Source organism: Amniculibacterium aquaticum, from assembly GCF_003852705.1.
Taxonomy (GTDB): Bacteria; Bacteroidota; Bacteroidia; order Flavobacteriales; family Weeksellaceae; genus Amniculibacterium; species Amniculibacterium aquaticum.
Genome location: NZ_REFA01000057.1, coordinates 1 through 1,851, shown reverse-complemented (window position 1 = coordinate 1,851; position 1,851 = coordinate 1). Strand labels below are relative to the sequence as shown.

At 34.4% G+C, this 1,851-nt stretch carries 2 protein-coding genes; one reads left to right on the top strand and one right to left on the bottom strand.

The features are described 5' to 3' along the window. Positions 1 to 171: 171 nt before the first annotated feature. Entirely contained in the window at positions 172 to 939 is a 768-nt protein-coding gene (locus EIY84_RS11660; protein ID WP_124643371.1) for a DUF2249 domain-containing protein, read from the bottom strand. A gap of 229 nt (positions 940 to 1,168) precedes the next feature. Here EIY84_RS11660 and EIY84_RS11655 point away from each other — a divergent pair, with 229 nt between their 5' ends. Then, positions 1,169 to 1,594: an SRPBCC family protein gene (locus EIY84_RS11655; protein ID WP_124643369.1), complete on the top strand. Its 426-nt coding sequence runs from the start codon at positions 1,169 to 1,171 to the stop codon at positions 1,592 to 1,594. Positions 1,595 to 1,851 lie beyond the last annotated feature (257 nt).

Here is a 1,851-nt window from a genome sequence, read left to right as displayed (position 1 = left end):
TGCTGTTGGACTAACATTCTTTATCTTTAAAAGACCTTATCAAGGTACAAAAAAAGGAGCTAAAATCCTAAGATTTCAACTCCTTCTTTTTCATATTTCCTGAAAATTCACTTTTTCAGTGATCTCCGAATTTCCGAGGCGGTTTTCTATTTTTTTAGGACTATTCCAATATTATTTTACCACTTTTACCACTCTAACTTTCCATTCGTCCGGGCCTTGTTCTAGATACTCCCAACGGAAAGGTTCTTTACTTTCCGCCTCCATTTGGTAGTACAAAGGTTTTGGATCGTGGTCGTTGATAAAAACAAAAGCCTCACCGGGTTTTATATCTGCAAAAGCCTGATAAAACATTTCATGCCTTTCTGTTGGTGGATACGGACGGATGTCGAATTCGTTTACCACAGCAAAACCATCATCGTCCAAACCGCTTTTCTCAATTTTTTCCAAATGCACAACAACTTCATCCGGAACTTGTTTTTTATAGGTCCAAGTAAATTGACCTGCAAATTTATTTTCGAAAATGGATTTTATTTCTTCAGGATCAATTTTCGCAATAATTTCCATAACGGTATTGGCTTCCATCATTCCGTAACGGTGAAAAACGATGTGTTTCCATTCTTTAGGATCCACATTTCTAAGATCCATCAAGGTTGCAATATTGGACATATCTCTTGCCTTGGACTCTTCGGTACGGGTCACTTTTACTTTCCAATCTCTACCTCCTTTGTTAAGATAGATCCAATCGACTACATCTCCGTATATCGATTTGAATTCATAATACAACGGAATTGGATCGTGATCGTTGATAAAGGTAAAACTATCTGCTACCGGCAATTCATTGAACAATCTGACCAACAATTCGTGTCTTTGGATGGGAACCAAAACGCGTACATCCAACTCGCCATTTTCATTTTTTTCTAAGTGTATTTGTTCTGACATAATACTTAATAAGATTTAAAGATTATAATATCTGATTTTTAAAAACTAAGTTTTCAATAATCGGATACAAAGATACGAATTATACTTTATTTAGATTGAATAAAAATAAATTGATAAAATCCACTTAATGATATTCGTCAGAGAAAGAACAAAAAGTTCTGAAAATCAAATATTTTCAGAAATAATGGTTACCTTTAAGAGTAGAAATAACTCATAAAAATATACGATCATGCACAGTAATGTTATCATCAAACAAAAAGTTAATGCTCCTGTTGATAAGGTATGGGATGCAATTACAGTTAAAGATCAATTGAAAGAATGGTATCACAACATACCGGATTTTTCTGCACAAGTTCATACATCTTTTAGCTTTCATTCGGATTTTGGCTCAGAAAAACAACATCATCACGGAGAGATTCTTGAAGTAATCCCGGAGCAAAAACTAAAGTACAGTTGGTCCTATCCCGACATCAGCAAAGAGAGAACCATTCTGAAATGGGAATTGGAAAAAGATGGCGATCATACCTTGGTTACGCTTACCCACAAAGGTTTGGAAAATCTAGAGCATTTGGGTAACGATTTCAGCTATGAAAAATTTGAAAAAAAATGGACTCAAGTTGTATCCCATCAACTCAAAAGTTTTGTTGAACAATAAAACTTCATGTAAAATTAAAGTGAAAGCCTTCTTTTCAGGAGGCTTTTTTGTGGTTTGTTTTTCAGAATCGGTTTAAATTTTTTTTGCCTTTATAGATGGATTTTTTTTTCAAATTGAATAAAAATCGAGCCTTAGATTCAACTAATAAATGCAACAGCATTTAAAATAACCAAGGGAAGTGTTTTGCCCCAGGGGCAAAACACTTCCCTTGGTTGGCGAAAAAAAATCACCTTATTTTGTGGTCACTACACTACAAA